Raw genomic sequence first — 15,147 nt, 5'->3', positions numbered from 1 at the left:
GCACCACTGATGAAGGGAGCGCCCTCGACCCTCCGGGGCCGAGGGCGCTCCCTCGTGCCTGCTGGCGGAGCGGCCCGCCCCATGCCAGTCGAGTAGCCGCCCAGCGACGTATCGAGACCCACCCACCACCTCCCCCCGATCCGCAACCCCCGCCCCCATCCGGAGCCGGGCCGAACCCAATCGCGGCCCCCGTCCCTGATCGTCAGTAGTGTGCGGCCCATGCGCACTCTGTACCCCGAGATCGAGCCCTTCCACACCGGGATGCTCGACGTCGGCGACGGCCACGAGATCTACTGGGAGGCCTCCGGCAACCCCGAGGGCAAGCCCGTCGTCTTCCTGCACGGCGGACCGGGCGCCGGCGCCTCGGCCGCCCACCGCCGCCTGTTCGATCCGGAGAAGTACCGGATCGTGCTCCTCGACCAGCGGATGTGCGGCCGCTCCACCCCGCACGCCAGCGAGCCGGACGCCGACCTCTCCACCAACACCACGTGGTACCTCGTCTCCGACCTCGAGAAGCTCCGCGAGCACCTCGACATCGAGCGCTGGCAGGTCTTCGGCGGCTCCTGGGGCTCCACGCTGGCCCTCGCCTACGCCGAGTCGCACCCCGAGCGGGTCACCGAGCTCGTCCTCCGCGGCATCTTCACCCTGCGCCGGGCCGAGCTCGAGTGGTTCTACGAGGGCGGCGCCGCCGCGGTCTACCCGGACCTCTGGGAGGGCTACACCTCGGTGATCCCCGTGGGCGAGCGCGGCAGCCTGATCGAGGCCTACTACCGGCTGCTCCACGACGCCGACCCCGCCGTGCACGGACCGGCCGGCGTCGCCTGGACCACGTGGGAGTCCTCGACCGTCACGCTCCTGCAGAAGCCGGAGATGATCGAGGCGTGGTCCGATCCCGCCTTCGCCCTCGCCTTCGCGCGGATCGAGAACCACTACTTCGTGCACAAGGGCTGGCTGGAGGAGGGGCAGCTGATCCGCGACGTCGGCGTGCTGCGCGGCATCCCGGCCGTCATCGTCCAGGGCCGCTACGACATGTGCACGCCCGCGTTCACCGCGTGGGACCTGCACAAGGCCTGGCCCGAGGCGGACTTCCACCTGATCCCCGACGCCGGCCACGCGTTCGACGAGCCGGGCATCCTCGACGCGCTGATCGAGGCCACCGACCGCTTCGCCTCCTGAGCCGATCGACCGCCCGCCTCGCGTGACCGGCGGGGCGGACTAGCCTGGGCGGATGCGCGCGGACGAGGACTCGGGGATGGACGGCTGGCCCACCGGCCGCCTCCTCGCCACGGCGTCCCGGATGGTCGAGCACGCCTGGCACGGCGCGCTCGCCGAGATCGGCCTCACCCACGCGGGCCTGGTCGTGCTGCACCTGCTGCAGGCCGGCCCGGCCGCGCAGAAGGAGCTCGCCGCCTCCGCCCACGTCGAGGTGCAGACCATGTCGCGCACGATCGAGCGCCTCGAGCGCGAGGGGCACGTCTCCCGCGTGAGCGACCCCGCCGACCGCCGCCGGCAGCTGGTGTCCCTGACGGACAAGGGCGTCGAGGCCTGGCAGCGCGCCCACCGGCTCGAGGTCGACATGCTGCCCGGCACCCTCGACCACGGTCCGCTGCGCGAGGCGCTGCTCGACATCATCCGCGACGCCAGCGAGTCGCGCTGGGGCTGATCCCGTCCCGCCGCGCCGTCCGCAACCCCGGGCAGCGCGTCCGCGGTCGGCGCTAGTTTGACCGCATGACCTTCAACGACGACTCCCAGCTCAGCGGCGGCAAGGTCCGCCGGCGCGGCCGCACCACCGGCATCGCGGTCGGCGGAGGAGCGGTGGGCGTCGTCGTGCTCGCCCTGCTCTCGCAGCTGCTCGGCGTCGACCTCTCCGGGCTCGGCGGTCTCGTCGGCGGCGGCGGAACCTCGCCGGACCAGGTGACCAGCGAGGCCGTCGACTGCGACACCGGCGCGGACGCCAACGCCGAGGTCGACTGCCGGCTCGAGGGCGCGGCGGAGTCGCTCGACCGCTACTGGGCCGGCGCGGCGGGCGCGATCGGCGCGAGCTACACGACGACCGGCGGCGTCATCGTCTTCGAGGACCAGACCAGCACCGGCTGCGGCAACGCGACCGCCGCGGTGGGCCCGTTCTACTGCCCGCCGGACCAGACGATCTACCTCGACACCGACTTCTTCGACGAGCTGCGCACCCGCTTCGACACCTCGGGCGGCTCGCTCGCGCAGATGTACATCCTGGCCCACGAGTGGGGCCACCACATCCAGAGCCTGACCGGCGCGATGGAGTCGGCCGACCGCAGCGGCACCGGCCCGGACTCCGACTCCGTGCGCCTCGAGCTCCAGGCCGACTGCTACGCCGGCGCCTGGGTCGGCGACGCCTCCACCGTGCCCGACGAGACCGGCACGCCCTTCCTCAAGCCGGTGACGACGGAGCAGTACCGGGACGCCCTGAGCGCCGCCGCGGCCGTCGGCGACGACCGCATCCAGGAGCAGGCGACCGGCACCGTCGACCCCGAGGGCTGGACCCACGGCTCCGCCGAGCAGCGCCAGCGCTGGTTCCAGGCCGGCTTCGACGCCGACGCCACCGCCTGCGACACCTTCGCCGTCGCGGGCTCCGCCCTCTGACCCCTGCCCGCCGCCGCATGCTGGTCGAGCAGCCGCGCAGCGGCGCATCGAGACCCGCCCCCTCAGCTCACCGAGTCGCTCGGCTCCTCCATGTACCACTCCGTGAACGAGCACGCCCGCCCGTCCTCCGCGAACCGGATCACCCACAGGTTCAGGTACGTCCGGTCCGACGGGTAGATGGTCCGCGCCTCCACGACCGCCGTCGTCTCCGTCAGTGCGACCAGCCCCCAGGCGAACGTCGGGTCGTCCGGCTCGCTCTCCGCCACCCACCACTCCACGATGGCGTCGCGCGGGGTGATCGCCTCCGCGTACGGCGCCGTGAAGTACTCCGCGTCCTCGGTGAAGAGCGCCGCGACATCGGCGGGGTCGTCCGTCGCCCAGGCCTTCTCGTAGCCGGCGATCCAGCTCTCGATCTCGATCATGCGCCCATCCTCGTCCCGCCCGCGGCCGCCCGGTAGAGCGATCGGGAAGGTTTCCGAGCATCGGTCGGTTCGGCTCAGAGGCCCGGCGATGCAAAGCTGAGCAATACGACCCGCCCCGCAGGACGCCGGACCCCCGGCGCCCCGCTCCCGCACGCCGCCGACACGAAGGACCGCAGTGCCCGACTCCGACAGACGCTCGCTGACCCGCTCTCCCAGCCCCCGCCTGATCACCGCCGTCCTCGCCTTCGCGGGGATGAGCGCCTCGTTCATGCAGACGCTGGTCGTCCCGATCCAGTCGGAGCTGCCCACGCTCCTCGGCGCCGACCGCAGTGAGACCGCGTGGGTGATCACCGCGACCCTGCTCAGCGCCTGCATCCTCACCCCGGTCTCCGGGCGGCTCGGCGACCTCTACGGCAAACGCCGGATGGCCCTCGCGGCCCTCGTCGTCCTGGTGATCGGCTCGATCGTCTGCGCCTTCGCGGACGACGTCTGGACGCTCGTCGTCGGCCGGGCGCTGCAGGGCGCGGTGATGGGCGTCATCCCGCTCGGCATCTCGATCCTCCGCGACACCCTGCACCGCGACCGCCTGCCCGGCGCGATCGCCTTGGTCAGCGCGACGCTCGGCATCGGCGGCGCGCTCGGTCTGCCGCTCAGCGCGCTGGTCGCCGAGAACCTCGACTGGCACGTGCTGTTCTGGATGTCCGCCGGACTCGGCGTCCTCGACATCGTCCTCGTGCTCCTCGTCATCCCCGTCTCGACCCTGCGCTCGCCCGGGCGCTTCGACGTCGTCGGCACGATCGGCCTCGCGATCGGCCTGAGCGGCATCCTGATCGCCGTCTCCCGCGGCAACGACGCCGGCTGGACGAGCCCCGGCATCCTCGGCTCCGGCTTGGGCGGCGTCGCGGTCCTGCTGATCTGGGGCTGGTACGAGCTGCGCCAGGAGAGCCCGCTCGTCGACCTCCGGGTCGCCGCCCGACCGGCCGTGCTGTTCACGAACCTCGCCTCGGTGGCCGTCGGCTTCGCCTTCTTCGGCGCGCAGATCACCCTGCCGCAGCGCCTCGAGCTGCCCGCGGCGTCGGGCGTCGGCTTCGGCCTCAGCCTGATCGTGGCGAGCCTGGTCCTGGCGCCCTCGGGTCTGGCGATGATGGCGACCTCGCCGCTCGCCGCCCGGCTCTCGGCGCAGTCCGGGCCGCGCCTGGTGCTGGTCTCGGGAGCGGCGCTGATCGCCGTCTCCTATCTGCTGATCCTCCCGTTCGGCGCGGAGGTCTGGCAGATCCTCGTGATCAACGCGCTGATCGGCGTCGGCCTCGGCCTCGCCTACGCCGCGATGCCGACCCTGATCATGCACGCGGTCCCGGCCTCGGAGACCGCGGCGGCGAACGGCCTGAACTCGCTGATGCGCACCCTCGGCACGACGCTGTCCTCCGCCGTCACCGCGGCCGTGCTGGCGCAGCTCACCGTCTCGGTCGGAGCCGTCGATCTGCCGAGCTCGGAGGCGTTCGAGACGACGTTCGTCATCGGCGCGATCGGCGCGGTGGTCGCCGTGGTGCTCGGGCTGCTGATCCCGAAGGTCTCGCGTCCGGAGGCGCACCCGGCGCTGCCCTGACCGGCGCGTCGGCTCCGGGTGGCGGTCACTCCTCGTCGAGGAGCAGCCGCTCGATCTGGAGCTCGCGCAGCCGAGCGGTCGCCAGCTGGTTCTCCCGCGCGGCGATCACCAGCCGGCAGAGCAGCACGCCGAGCACGAGGACGAGCACCACGACGGCGATCGCGGCGACGAGGTAGAGGATGCCGAAGACGTTGAAGGCGGAGATCATCCTCCGACGCTAGCCAAAGGGGGTCTCGCGGATCGTCCCCCGCGGGACGGAGCAGCGACTCCTCGGAACCCCGATGGCGCTTCACATCCGGGCCCGAGGTGCCCGCGCGTAGGGTGACTCCCCGTGGAACCCCGATCTCCCGACCGCGCGGCGCCCGCCGTCCCCCCGCTCAGCGACGAGGTCGCGCAGGCGCTCGACGCCGGCACGGTCGCCGAGATCCGCGCCCTCCGCGACGACTTCGCGCGGTTCATGCTGCAGTACAAGTTCGGCATGGACGAGATCGTCACGAAGGTGACGATCCTGCAGGAGGAGTTCCGCGAGATGCGGGAGTACAACCCGATCGAGCACGTGTCGAGCCGGCTGAAGTCGGCCGACAGTCTGATCGAGAAGATCGAGCGCAAGGGCTGCGACACCTCCTTCGAGGGCATCGCCGCCGCCGTCACCGACATCGCGGGCGTCCGGATCACCTGCAGCTTCGTCTCCGACGTCTACCGCGTCTTCGACATGCTCACCTCGCAGGCCGACGTCCGCGTCCTCGAGGTGAAGGACTACATCGCCACCCCGAAGGACAACGGCTACAAGAGCCTGCATGCGATCGTCGAGGTGCCGGTGTTCCTCTCGGGAGGCTCGGTCGACGTCTGCGTCGAGGTCCAGTTCCGCACCATCGCGATGGACTTCTGGGCGAGCCTCGAGCACAAGATCTACTACAAGTACGACCGCCAGGTCCCGCAGCAGCTGCTCGACGGCCTGTCCGACGCCGCGCACACCGCCGCCGCCCTCGACGCCGACATGGAGCGCCTGCACCGCCAGGTCCGCGGCGAGCTCCCCCTCGACCCGGTCCTCCGCATCATCGACGTCTGACCCCGCGGCATGCCGATCGGGCAGCCCGCTCCGATCCCCTGCTGATCGAGCAGCCCGCGCAGCGGGCGTCTCGAGATCCACCGTCGCCGGGACTACCCCAGCGCCGTCACCAGCACCAGCAGCAGGACCGCGGACCCGTTCAGCGTCGCGTGCGACACGATCGCCGCGCCGAGCCGCCCGGTCACCGTCGAGATCCAGCCGTGCGCCAGCCCGGCGATCACCGTCGTCGTCCCCAGCGTGACCACCGTCGCGGGGTTCACCATCTGGTGCCCGTGCAGCAGAGCGAAGACCAGCGTCGACGCGACCACGCTGAACACCGCCGCCCAGACGCGGCGCCCACGGGTCGGTGCCGGAGCGTCCCCCTTGGTCCGCAGCATCCGGTTGCGCACTGCCCGCATCACCACCCCGCGGCAGAGGATCTCCTCGACGATCGGCGCGACCAGCACCGGGATCATCACGGAGCTCAGCACGAACCACAGCGGGTCGGGGTCGAGCTCGAGGTTGCTCTCCGCCTCGCCCAGCAGCGGCGAGAACACGATCAGCACGGCGACGATCGCGATCCGCACGCCGATCCCGATCCCGATGCCGATCGGCACGTCGATCCAGCGGAACCGCAGCCCGTAGTCCGCGGCGAGCGACCCCAGCCCGCGCAGCTTCGACGCGGCGAACGGGACGACGAGCGCGACCAGGTAGCTGGCGAACGAGCCCGCGAAGACGAGCCCGGGGGAGTAGGGCAGCACCCCGAAGCCGAACAGCAGGATCAGCAGCGCGAGCGGCAGCACGATGCCGGCGATCGTCAGCGCCGCCGTCGGCAGCCCCCACCGCACCCGAGGATCCGGCAGATAGAGGAGAGAGGAGTACGGAGCGTCGATCGACGGCTGCGGCTCGCGCGGCGGCGCCCACGCGAAGGCGGACCCACCCGGCGCCGGCACGACGGCAGGCGGCTGCTCAGGGGCGACGGTCGACGGATCGGGCGGCGGGAAGGCGGCGGGATTCATGGCCCGCCCAGGCTACGCAGCCCAGCTGAGCGCCCGGAGCGCACCTCGGGCTCGCAGAACCACGTCCGGCTCGCAGGATCGAGCCGTTCTCGCGAGCCGAGGCCGATGCGACGAGCCGAGCAGCCGCTTTCGAGCACCGCTGCCCGAAATCCGTCGTACTCCTGCATCGAGGACGCCGACTTCTGCGGAGTGAGGCGCAGCCCGACCGGTCGGGCTCGGGAACGACCCGTCAACGGAAGAAACCCCCGCCATGTAGAAGCTAGGCGAGGGTTTCCGTGGCTCCGACGGGCGTCGATCCCGTGACCTCACGATTTTCAGTCGTGCGCTCTACCAACTGAGCTACAGAGCCGTGCAGGCGGTGATGCTCGAGAGCATCGATGCCGCGAGGAGACGAACTCGTCATCTCCTGGAAAAGGCCCTTCCTCTCGGAAGGGCCTCTCTGCGACCCTGACGGGACTTGAACCCGCGACCTCCGCCGTGACAGGGCGGCACGCTAACCAGCTGCGCTACAGGGCCTCGTTGCGAAGACAAGCATACTGCCTTCGAGGCTGTTCGATTTTCACAGTCCGTCCGTCTCCGGCCGTTCTGCGGTGGTGATCTTCTCTTGCTGTGGTAGCCCTCATCCGTGACCCCAACGGGATTCGAACCCGTGCTGCCGCCGTGAAAGGGCGGTGTCCTAGGCCACTAAACGATGGGGCCGGAAGCTCGCCGGGGCGACCCTGCGGCCGACCCACCATGACTACCGACACGCAAGCATAGGGACAGCCGGCCCGATATGCAAAATCGGCCTGCACGAGGCGCGCGGCACCGGTCTGACAGGGGACGTCGAAGCGCGCCTGTGCCCCGGACGGGCGACGCCGATCCCTAGGCGTACGGGAGGGGCTTGACTAGGGTGGGTCGGAATCGTCACTTCCTCGCGACGGAGCCGCACCGCCGCCGGGGGAGTACTCCGTCTCCAGCACCGAGGTCCCATGATCCACTCCCCGCGCCGCAACCGCCCCGCACGCCGCTCCGGCGCGCCGCGGATCGGCCGACTCCGCGGCACGGCACTCGTCTCGGCCGCGGTGGCCCTGGTCGCGGGTCTGCTGGTCGCCACTCCCGCCCAGGCGGTCGAGTACCCCAGCTGGGCCGACGTCGAGGCGGCGAAGGGCAACACCCAGGCGGCGGCCGCCCAGGTGGACAGCATCCTCTCGCTGATCGACGACCTGCAGAGCGAGGTCGCGGCGGCGCAGCAGGTCGCCCAGCAGCGCGGCGACGAGTACTTCGCGGCGCAGGACGCCTTCGACAAGGCGTCCGACGAGGCGACCGAGCTCGAGGCGAAGGCCACCGCGAGCGCCGACCAGGCCGACGCCGCGACGCAGCAGGCGGGTCTGCTCGCCGCGCAGCTCTACCGCACCACCGGCACCGACCTCTCGGTCAACATCTTCCTCGACGGCGAGGGCGGCAAGGCCGACGACCTCCTCGGCCGCATCGGCAACATGACCAAGCTCGTCGAGCGCTCCAACGCCATCTACGAGCAGGCGAGCACCACGAAGAACGCCGCAGAGGCGCTCGGCGCTCAGGCCCAGGTCGCCCAGACCGAGCGGGAGAAGCTCCGCGTCGCCGCCGAGGCGAAGCTCGCCGAGGCGACCGCCGCCCAGGCCGCATCCGAGGCCGCTCTCACCGAGCAGCAGAACCAGAGCATCGTGCTCGAGCAGCAGCTCGCCGCTCTCCGCGACACCGAGTCGACGACGGTCGCCGAGTATGAGGCCGGCGTCGCCGCGCGCGAGGCGGAGCGCCAGCGCGTCCTCGCCGAGCAGGAGGCCGCCCGTCAGGCGCAGGCCGAGCTCGCGCGTCAGCAGGCCGCGGCCGCTCGCGAGGCAGCGGCGGCCGCAGCCGCGGCGGCTCCGTCGCGCGGCTCCAGCGGCGGCGGCAGCGGCTACAGCGCCCCCGTCGTCCCCTCGCCCGGCGGCGGCTCGACGGCCGTCAGCGACTCCGGCTGGGTGCGCCCCGCGTCGGGCCGGATCACCGGCACCTTCGGGCCGCGCGGCAGCCTCTCCACCGGCGGCGGCTCGACCAGCTCCTACCACCGCGGCACCGACATCGCCGGCGGCTGCGGCATTCCGATCTTCGCCGCCCACAGCGGAACGGTGACCTACGCCGGCTGGTTCGGCACCTACGGCAACTGGATCGAGATCAGCAACGGCGACGGCATCAGCACCGGCTACGCGCACATCATGCCCGGCGGCATCTACGTCAGCGTCGGCCAGCGGGTCGAGGCGGGCCAGCAGATCGCCGCCGTCGGCACCACCGGCGCCTCCACCGGCTGCCACCTGCACTACGAGACCCGCGTCAACGGCACCGCCGTCGACGCTCAGCCCTTCATGGCCGCACGAGGAGTCACACTTGGTTGACGCGCAGAAGACCGCCCGCAGCTTCACCCCCGCCCCGCGCGAGCGGGCCTGGAAGGGCCGGCTTCCGCTGGCGGTCTCCGCCGCCTTCGCGGTGACCGCCGTCACGGCCTCCCTCGGCATCGTGCCCGCTCAGGCGGACGACCCGGCGTACCCGTCGTGGGACGACGTGCAGAACGCGAAGACGGACGAGGCGAGCAAGCAGGCCGAGATCGACTCGATCACCGCCCTGATCGGCGGGCTGCAGACCTCGGTCGACGACGCGTCGCTCGTCGCGATGAAGAAGGCGGAGGCCTGGCGCCAGGCCCAGGAGGCGCTCGACGCCGCGGCCGCCGCGGTCGCCGAGCTCGAGGACCGCGCGAACGAGGCGGCGTCGACGGCCCACACCTCGCAGATGCGTGCCGGCCTCCTCGCCGCGCACCTCTCCCGCTCCGCCGGTGGCGACCTCTCGATGAGCCTCGTCGCGAAGGGCCAGGACGCGGGCGATCTGCTGTACCAGCTCGGCGCCATGTCGCAGCTCTCCGAGCAGTCGCAGCGCGTCTACGCCGACGCCCTCGCCGACAAGCAGACCGCGGAGTCGCTCGCCGAGCAGGCCGACGTCGCCGTCGTCGAGCACCAGAAGCTGTCCGACGCCGCGGACGAGGCGCGCACCGGCGCCGACAGCGCCGCCGCGTCCGCCCGGAGCGCCCTCGCGGCGCAGGAGGCGAAGTCGGAGGAGCTCATCGCGCAGCTCGCCCTGCTCAAGGACTCCACCGTCGAGATCGAGACCGCGTTCCTCGCCGGCGAGCAGGAGCGCAAGGCAGTGGCGGCCGCAGCCGCTGCCGCCGCGAAGGCCGAGGCCGACGCTGCGTCCGCTCAGCCCGCCGCGAGCGCTCCCGTCGCGGCTCAGCCGTCGTCCGGCTCCTCGTCGTCGGGTTCCTCGTCGTCCGGCTCCCGCCCGGCCGCGCCGGCCGCGAACCAGCCCTCGGCCCCGATCGCGCAGCAGCCTGTCGCCCCGCAGCCCGAGGCGCCGCAGCAGCAGCCGGCCCCGGAGCAGCCCGCCGCGCCGGCGGCCCCCGCACCGCCGCCCGTCGTCCAGCTCCCGCAGCCGGCTGCACCGCCGCCCGCTCCGGTCCCGGTGGCGAACCCGGAGCCGCAGGTCGACCAGGTCGAGACCGCGATCTCGTACGCGATGGCGCAGCTCGGCGAGCGCTACGTCCTCGGCGGCATGGGCCCGGACGTCTGGGACTGCTCGGGTCTCACCAAGCAGTCGTACGCGAGCGCCGGCGAGTACATCGGCACGCACTCCGCGACGAACCAGTACAACACCATGGCGAACGAGGGCAAGCTCGTCCCCTACAGCCAGCGCCAGCGCGGCGACCTGCTCTTCTGGTCGGACTCGCCCGGTGACTACTACCACGTGGCGATCTACCTCGGCGACGGCCAGATGATCGAGGCGCCCAACCCCAACTCGCCGGTGCGCGTGCACTCGATCTGGGGCACCCCGACCGGCATGGTCGGCCGCCCGACGGCGTAGCGCCGCAGCGACAGAAGAACCCGCCCCCTCGAGGCGCCGGCAGCAGCCGGTCGACTCGACGGGGCGGGTTCCGTCGTTCAGTGGCCCGTGAGGGTCAGTGGCCCTCTTCGGCCAGCTTCTTGATGCCGTCCTGGACGATCTGCTCCGCCTCGGCGGCGTCGCCCCAGGCCTCGACCTTGACCCACTTGTTGGGCTCGAGGTCCTTGTAGCGCTCGAAGAAGTGCTTGATCTCGTTCTTGGTCTGCTCCGGGACGTCGGCGATGTCCTGGATGTGCTGCCAGCGCGGGTCCTTCGCGGGGACCACGATCACCTTGGCGTCGGAGCCGGCCTCGTCGCTCATGTTGAGCACGCCGACGGGGCGGACGGAGACGCCCACGCCCGGGAAGACGGGGTACTCGAGCAGCACCAGCGCGTCGACGGGGTCGCCGTCGAGGCCGAGGGTGTTCTCGAAGTAGCCGTAGTCCGTCGGGTAGACGAAGGAGGTGAAGAGCACGCGGTCGAGGTAGACGCGACCGGTCTCGTGGTCGACCTCGTACTTGTTGCGGCTGCCCTTGGGGATCTCTACGACGACGTCGTATGCGGCCATGTTCGCTCCTTGAGTCGGTGGCGCCGCGGGCGGCGCATCGGCGGGTCGGACCGGCCGGGAGAACGCGTGCGGACGCGCGCGCTCGCAGGCCGGATCGCTGGCCTAACGTTACTTGATGTGCCCGATCGCCCTCGCCTGACTCCCGCCGTCGCCGACATCCGGCGCGCGGTGCGCGCGAGCCTCGACGAGCTCGAGCCGGGCGCCCTGGTTCTCGTCGCGCTGAGCGGGGGAGCCGACTCGCTGGCCCTCGCGGCGGCGGTCGCCTTCGAGGCCGAGCGCGGCGGTCGGCGGGCCGGAGCGGTGATCGTCGACCACGGGCTGCAGGACGGCTCGGCGGAGGTCGCCCGACGCGCGGCGCAGCAGGCGCACGCCCTCGGTCTCGCCCCCGTGCTGCGCGAGGTCGTGTCCGTGCTGCTGGACGGCGAGGGTCCGGAGGCGGCTGCGCGCACGGCGCGGTACCGCGCCTTCGATGACGCGGTCGAGGCGACGGGTGCCGCGGCGGTCCTCCTCGCGCACACCCTCGACGACCAGGCCGAGACGGTGCTGCTCGGACTCGCGCGCGGTGCGGGGGCCGCGAGTCTGCACGGCATGGCGGCGGTGAGCGGGGTGCTGCGGCGCCCCCTGCTCGGCATCCGGCGCGCGAGCACCCGGGCGGCCTGCGACGACGCCGGGCTGGAGCCGTGGGAGGACCCGCACAACGCCGACCCGCGCTACACCCGCGTCCGCGTCCGCGGCACGGTCCTCCCGGTGCTCGAGGACGAGCTCGGCCCCGGAGTCGCCGAGGCCCTCGCCCGCACGGCCGACCAGCTCCGCGAGGACGGCGACGCGCTCGACGCGATGGCGCTCGACTGGGCGCTCGAGCTCGTCGGCCAGAACGACGACGGGCACGTCACGGTCGACGCGCGCGGCCTGGCCGCCGACCCGCCGGCGCTGCGCCAGCGCATCATCCGCCTCGTCGTGCAGAACGAGTTCGGCGTCGCCCTCTCCCGCGCGCAGACCCTCGCCGTCGCCGCCCTCGTCACCGACTGGCACGGCCAGAAGGGCGTCGACCTCCCGGGCGTCCGCGCCACCCGGGTGTCCGCGACTCTCGTCTTCGCCCCCGTGTGATCCCCCCGCCGCGAGATGCCGCTTGTGCGCGCGACACGCCGTGGAAGGCGTGCACAAGTGGCATCTCGCGGGAGGGAGCACGGGGCCCTCGCCCGTAGAGTGGCCGGGTGGAAGCAGCCGACATCGCCGACGACATCACCGAGGTCCTCTTCACCGAGGCCGAGATCCACGAGCGGATCCGCGACCTGGCCCGCGCCATCGAGCGCGACTACGCCGGCGAGAACCTGCTCATCGTGGGGGTGCTCCGCGGTGCCGTGATGGTGATGGCGGACCTCGCCCGCGAGCTCAAGCTCGACATCGTGATGGACTGGATGGCCGTCTCCTCCTACGGCAGCAGCACGAAGTCCTCGGGCGTGGTCCGGATCCTCAAGGACCTCGACACCGACATCACCGACCGCAAGGTGCTGATCGTCGAGGACATCATCGACTCCGGTCTCACCCTCTCCTGGCTGCAGGGCAACCTGCGCAGCCGCGGCGCCGAGTCGGTCGAGATCTGCGCGCTGTTCCGCAAGCCCCGCGCCGCCAAGGTCGAGGTCGACGTCGCCTACGTGGGCTTCGACATCCCGAACGACTTCGTCATCGGCTACGGCCTCGACTACGCCGAGCGCTACCGCAACCTCCGCGATGTCGCGATCCTCGCTCCCCACGTCTACGCCTAGCCGCTCCGCGGCCGGCGCCCGCGCGGACGCGGCCCAGTCGAGTCTCGAGCGGCTCTTCGGGGTGCCGGTCCTCGGCTACCACATGAGCTACCCGACCTCGCTGCGGGCGGACCTCGTCTTCAACTACTGGTGGCTCGCGCACGCGATCGACGCCGCCGTCGACGCGTTCGAGCGCACCGGAGAGGCCGAGCACCTCGAGCGCGCCGTCCGGATCCACCGCACGGTCCGGCTGCGCAACGGCGGCCGGCTCGTCAACGGCTACTTCGACGACATGATGTGGCTCGGCGGAGCTCTCGCCCGGCTCGGCGAGGCGACGGGGGAGGGGCGCTGGCTCGACCGCGCCGACCGGCTCTGGCGCTTCGCGGTCGCCCGCGGCTGGAACCTCCGGCACGGTGCGAGCCTCGCCTGGCGCCGCCGCCAGCTCGACTACAAGAACGCGCCGGCGAACGGGCCGTTCGCGATCCTCGGCGCACGGCTGGAGCGCCTCCGCCCGGACGGCCGCGAGGAGCTGTCCCGGGCCGCCTTCGACTGGCTGCACGTGCGCCTGCGCGACGACGACACCGGCTTCGTCGCCGACGGCATCGGCCGCGAGGGCGGCTCGGCCCGCGACGACTGGGCGTTCAGCTACAACCACGGCGTCTACATCGGTGCGGCGCTGGCGCTGCACCGTCTGCGTCCGGATGCGCGGCTGCTCGGGCACGCCTCCCGCACCGCCGACGACCTGCTCACGCGCCTCGCCCCCGGCGGCGTCCTCGTCGACCAGGGCGCGGGCGACGGCGCGCTGTTCGGCGGCATCGCCTACCGGCACCTCGTCGACCTCGCGACGGCGGAGGGGGTCGACCCGGCGTCGGCCGAGCGCCTCCGCGGCTTCGTCTCCGGCAGCGTCGACGCCCTGTGGCGCTCGAGCGAGCGCGGCGGCGTGCTGCTCGCCGGCCCGCGCTGGGACGCGCCGCCGACCCTTCCGGCGACGCTCTCGGCCGAGCTCGGCGCGGTCCTCGCGACGGAGGCGGCGGCGACGCTCGAGCGGCGCTCGGTGCGGGACCCGGCGCGCGGCACAGCAGACTGAGTCCGTGAGAGCCTCTTCCGACCGATCCGCGAGCGCGCGCCCGGTGGTCGCCGTCGTCATCAACCCGAGCAAGTTCGACGACGTCGGCGCGGCGGAGGACGTGGTCGCCACGGTCGCGCGCCGGGCGGGCTGGAGCGAGCCGCTCTGGTTCGAGACCAGCGTCGACGACTCGGGAGCCGGGGCCGCGCGCGCGGCACTGGAGTCGGGCGCCGATCTCGTCTGCGCGATGGGCGGCGACGGCACCGTGCGCGCGGTGGCCTCGGTGCTGCGGGGGACGAGAGTCCCGTACGGCCTGCTGCCCAGCGGCACCGGCAACCTGCTCGCCCGCAACCTCGGCATCCCGCTCGGGTCGCTCGCCGATGCTGTCGAGATCGCGCTGCTGGGCCAGGACCGGGCGGTCGACGTCGGCACGGCCACGTTCGACGACGGTCAGGAGCGCGTCTTCATGGTGATGGGCGGCGTGGGCCTGGACGCCGAGATCATGGACAAGACCGACGACGAGCTGAAGAAGCGCGTCGGCTGGGGCGCGTACGTCGCGGCCGGTGCCGAGGTGATGTTCAAGGCCGGCTTCGAGGTGACGCTGACCATCGACGGGAAGCCCGAGCCGCCGACCCGCACGCTGATGGTGCTGGCGTGCAACTGCAGCTCGGTCGTGGCGAACATCGAGCTCGCCGCCGGCGCGGTGCTCGACGACGGCGATCTGGAGCTGGTGCTGCTGCGCCGCCGCTTCGGCCTCGCCCTCGACGTCGCGACGGGCAACCGCAACGGCCTCGCCTCGCTGCACCAGTGGCCCGGGCGCGAGTTCTCCTTCGAACTCGACCAGCCCGTGCTCGCCGAGCTCGACGGCGATCCGATCGGCCGCACCACCAGCGGCCGCTTCAGCGTCGACCCCGGCGCGCTGCTGGTGCGCCTGCCCGTGCCGACCCCGAAGAGCCCCGGCCTCACTCCGCACGACACCCTCGTGATCGACACCACCGAGATCGCGACGATCCTCGCGGCCGACCCCGACGGCGCGTGAGACCCGACCGCTGGCCCGGTGGATCCCGCTGCGCCCGCTGAGCGGGCTGCTCGATGAGCATGACGGGATGCCTTCCCCTGACTGCTTTACG

At 72.5% G+C, this 15,147-nt stretch carries 15 protein-coding genes and 3 tRNA genes; 11 read left to right on the top strand and 7 right to left on the bottom strand.

What is annotated here, in order from left to right:
* The first annotated feature begins 219 nt into the window (after nt 1-219).
* The 3 genes from pip to GTU73_RS17335 all read left to right on the top strand — a co-directional run bounded on the left by pip (nt 220) and on the right by GTU73_RS17335 (nt 2,619).
* Nucleotides 220-1,176 (top strand): prolyl aminopeptidase, encoded by a 957-nt coding sequence (pip, locus tag GTU73_RS17345; RefSeq protein ID WP_160090877.1) that lies wholly within the window; start codon nt 220-222, stop codon nt 1,174-1,176.
* Nucleotides 1,177-1,228: 52 nt separating this feature from the next.
* Nucleotides 1,229-1,663, top strand: coding sequence for a MarR family transcriptional regulator (locus GTU73_RS17340; RefSeq protein WP_160090876.1), 435 nt, complete (start codon nt 1,229-1,231; stop codon nt 1,661-1,663).
* 65 nt (nt 1,664-1,728) lie between these two features.
* Complete coding sequence (locus GTU73_RS17335; RefSeq protein ID WP_160090875.1) at nt 1,729-2,619, top strand: neutral zinc metallopeptidase; 891 nt, start codon at nt 1,729-1,731, stop codon at nt 2,617-2,619.
* Between the two features lie 62 nt (nt 2,620-2,681).
* Here GTU73_RS17335 and GTU73_RS17330 read toward each other — a convergent pair whose 3' ends face one another.
* Complete coding sequence (locus GTU73_RS17330; RefSeq protein ID WP_160090874.1) at nt 2,682-3,041, bottom strand: nuclear transport factor 2 family protein; 360 nt, start codon at nt 3,039-3,041, stop codon at nt 2,682-2,684.
* A gap of 175 nt (nt 3,042-3,216) precedes the next feature.
* On the opposite strand from GTU73_RS17330, the gene GTU73_RS17325 reads away from it, so the two are divergent.
* On the top strand, nt 3,217-4,647 hold the full coding sequence (locus tag GTU73_RS17325; RefSeq protein ID WP_244231687.1) for an MFS transporter: 1,431 nt from the start codon (nt 3,217-3,219) through the stop codon (nt 4,645-4,647).
* Between the two features lie 25 nt (nt 4,648-4,672).
* Here GTU73_RS17325 and GTU73_RS17320 read toward each other — a convergent pair whose 3' ends face one another.
* Nucleotides 4,673-4,855, bottom strand: a complete 183-nt coding sequence (locus GTU73_RS17320; protein WP_160090873.1) for a hypothetical protein — start codon at nt 4,853-4,855, stop codon at nt 4,673-4,675.
* A gap of 249 nt (nt 4,856-5,104) precedes the next feature.
* Between GTU73_RS17320 and GTU73_RS17315 the strand changes: the two genes are divergently transcribed.
* Entirely contained in the window at nt 5,105-5,716 is a 612-nt protein-coding gene (locus tag GTU73_RS17315) for a GTP pyrophosphokinase family protein (RefSeq protein WP_160091456.1), read from the top strand.
* Nucleotides 5,717-5,808: 92 nt separating this feature from the next.
* Here GTU73_RS17315 and GTU73_RS17310 read toward each other — a convergent pair whose 3' ends face one another.
* The 4 genes from GTU73_RS17310 to GTU73_RS17295 all read right to left on the bottom strand — a co-directional run bounded on the left by GTU73_RS17310 (nt 5,809) and on the right by GTU73_RS17295 (nt 7,413).
* Complete coding sequence (locus tag GTU73_RS17310; protein WP_160090872.1) at nt 5,809-6,714, bottom strand: type II CAAX endopeptidase family protein; 906 nt, start codon at nt 6,712-6,714, stop codon at nt 5,809-5,811.
* Between the two features lie 276 nt (nt 6,715-6,990).
* Nucleotides 6,991-7,063 (bottom strand) — tRNA-Phe (locus GTU73_RS17305).
* Between the two features lie 93 nt (nt 7,064-7,156).
* Nucleotides 7,157-7,230: transfer RNA gene (locus tag GTU73_RS17300), tRNA-Asp, on the bottom strand.
* A gap of 110 nt (nt 7,231-7,340) precedes the next feature.
* Nucleotides 7,341-7,413 (bottom strand) — tRNA-Glu (locus GTU73_RS17295).
* Between the two features lie 272 nt (nt 7,414-7,685).
* On the opposite strand from GTU73_RS17295, the gene GTU73_RS17290 reads away from it, so the two are divergent.
* On the top strand, nt 7,686-9,107 hold the full coding sequence (locus tag GTU73_RS17290) for a M23 family metallopeptidase (RefSeq protein WP_244231686.1): 1,422 nt from the start codon (nt 7,686-7,688) through the stop codon (nt 9,105-9,107).
* The gene (locus GTU73_RS17285) at nt 9,100-10,620 is read left to right on the top strand and encodes a C40 family peptidase (protein ID WP_160090871.1); all 1,521 of its coding nucleotides are present in this window, start codon (nt 9,100-9,102) and stop codon (nt 10,618-10,620) included. Before GTU73_RS17290 ends, GTU73_RS17285 begins: the two co-directional genes overlap by 8 nt.
* Before the next feature lie 94 nt (nt 10,621-10,714).
* Here the strand turns inward: GTU73_RS17285 and ppa are convergent, their stop codons facing one another.
* Nucleotides 10,715-11,206: an inorganic diphosphatase gene (ppa, locus tag GTU73_RS17280; protein WP_160090870.1), complete on the bottom strand. Its 492-nt coding sequence runs from the start codon at nt 11,204-11,206 to the stop codon at nt 10,715-10,717.
* 117 nt (nt 11,207-11,323) lie between these two features.
* Here ppa and tilS point away from each other — a divergent pair, with 117 nt between their 5' ends.
* The 4 genes from tilS (at nt 11,324) to GTU73_RS17260 (ending at nt 15,056) form a co-directional block, all read left to right on the top strand.
* Entirely contained in the window at nt 11,324-12,313 is a 990-nt protein-coding gene (gene tilS / locus GTU73_RS17275; protein WP_160090869.1) for a tRNA lysidine(34) synthetase TilS, read from the top strand.
* Between the two features lie 107 nt (nt 12,314-12,420).
* Entirely contained in the window at nt 12,421-12,972 is a 552-nt protein-coding gene (hpt, locus tag GTU73_RS17270; protein ID WP_123446809.1) for a hypoxanthine phosphoribosyltransferase, read from the top strand.
* 82 nt (nt 12,973-13,054) lie between these two features.
* A complete protein-coding gene (locus GTU73_RS17265; RefSeq protein WP_160090868.1) occupies nt 13,055-14,038 on the top strand; it encodes a glycoside hydrolase family 76 protein in 984 nt (327 codons plus the stop codon).
* Nucleotides 14,039-14,042: 4 nt separating this feature from the next.
* Complete coding sequence (locus tag GTU73_RS17260; RefSeq protein ID WP_160090867.1) at nt 14,043-15,056, top strand: diacylglycerol kinase family protein; 1,014 nt, start codon at nt 14,043-14,045, stop codon at nt 15,054-15,056.
* Nucleotides 15,057-15,147: the final 91 nt, after the last annotated feature.

The sequence above is a fragment of the Rathayibacter sp. VKM Ac-2804 genome (genome assembly GCF_009866655.1).
Classification (GTDB): domain Bacteria; phylum Actinomycetota; class Actinomycetes; order Actinomycetales; family Microbacteriaceae; genus Rathayibacter.
This window is presented reverse-complemented; position numbering and strand designations above follow the sequence as displayed.

What these genes read in the sequence shown, in the direction of transcription:
- pip (WP_160090877.1), top strand. Translation starts at nt 220, where the DNA reads ATGCGCACTCTGTACCCCGAGATCGAGCCCTTCCACACCGGGATGCTC.
- GTU73_RS17340 (WP_160090876.1), top strand. Translation starts at nt 1,229, where the DNA reads ATGCGCGCGGACGAGGACTCGGGGATGGACGGCTGGCCCACCGGCCGC.
- GTU73_RS17335 (WP_160090875.1), top strand. Translation starts at nt 1,729, where the DNA reads ATGACCTTCAACGACGACTCCCAGCTCAGCGGCGGCAAGGTCCGCCGG.
- GTU73_RS17330 (WP_160090874.1), bottom strand. Translation starts at nt 3,041, where the DNA reads ATGATCGAGATCGAGAGCTGGATCGCCGGCTACGAGAAGGCCTGGGCG.
- GTU73_RS17320 (WP_160090873.1), bottom strand. Translation starts at nt 4,855, where the DNA reads ATGATCTCCGCCTTCAACGTCTTCGGCATCCTCTACCTCGTCGCCGCG.
- GTU73_RS17315 (WP_160091456.1), top strand. Translation starts at nt 5,105, where the DNA reads ATGCTGCAGTACAAGTTCGGCATGGACGAGATCGTCACGAAGGTGACG.
- GTU73_RS17310 (WP_160090872.1), bottom strand. Translation starts at nt 6,714, where the DNA reads ATGAATCCCGCCGCCTTCCCGCCGCCCGATCCGTCGACCGTCGCCCCT.
- GTU73_RS17290 (WP_244231686.1), top strand. Translation starts at nt 7,686, where the DNA reads ATGATCCACTCCCCGCGCCGCAACCGCCCCGCACGCCGCTCCGGCGCG.
- ppa (WP_160090870.1), bottom strand. Translation starts at nt 11,206, where the DNA reads ATGGCCGCATACGACGTCGTCGTAGAGATCCCCAAGGGCAGCCGCAAC.
- GTU73_RS17265 (WP_160090868.1), top strand. Translation starts at nt 13,055, where the DNA reads ATGAGCTACCCGACCTCGCTGCGGGCGGACCTCGTCTTCAACTACTGG.